Origin of the sequence: Campylobacter concisus, assembly GCF_001891085.1 — a bacterium.
In the GTDB taxonomy this organism is placed as follows: domain Bacteria; phylum Campylobacterota; class Campylobacteria; order Campylobacterales; family Campylobacteraceae; genus Campylobacter_A; species Campylobacter_A concisus_O.
This window is the reverse complement of the sequence record NZ_JXUP01000017.1, coordinates 1-654: the sequence shown is the minus strand read 5'-3', so window position 1 is coordinate 654 and position 654 is coordinate 1. Positions and strand designations below refer to the sequence as shown.

Below are 654 nucleotides of genomic sequence, written 5' to 3'. Positions count from 1 at the left end.
GGACGGCTGGCTGTGGCACACCTTCGCGCCGCTGCTGGCGCTGACCAACGCGATCGATCAGGCGGAAGGTACGGTCGCTGCTCGCTTCGATGTCGACTCCAGGGCGATGCGGAAGCTCACCGTCGACATGGTGGTCTTCGCCGCCATTGAGGTTGAGAACCTCAGCGGCGTGACGGACGTCAGGGCGCTGTTCGACTCGAGGATGCTGCTCAAGCTCCCGTAGTCGCGACGGCTGGGAAGTCACCTGCGGACAGGCGAAGCACTCCGGAGCCGCGCGGACAAGTCGGTACCAGCCAACGAGTTACGCTAGGGGCATCGAATCTCCGGATTCGGTGCCCCTTGACACACCCGCAGTTGCAGTGAAAACTGACTACGTGACGGGGCGTGAGCCTTCTGCTACGACTCCGAGTCACTGCTTCCAACAAGCCGCGCAGCGGCATCATCAGGGGGTTGCATGAATGGCAATGCGCTCATCGAGAGGGTCCTTCCCGCGCAGTCGCACGCCACGCCGGCAGACCGGCTGGGATTTCGGACCCGGCGGGCTCCAAGCTCTCCTCGCCGCGACGGGGACGGCGATAATGGGAACGGGGAGCCTCGTGAATCAGGACGGGGTGACGCTGGTGAGGCTGAGGGGTAATCTCACCCTCGGCTTCG

General features: G+C 64.4%; 1 protein-coding gene. It reads left to right on the top strand.

Features of this window, described 5'->3' with window-relative positions; genetic code table 11:
- Positions 1 to 223 (top strand): hypothetical protein (locus tag TH67_RS10440; protein ID WP_180371762.1); only part of this gene is annotated, 223 nt, incomplete at its 5' end.
- Between the last annotated feature and the right edge of the window lie 431 nt (positions 224 to 654).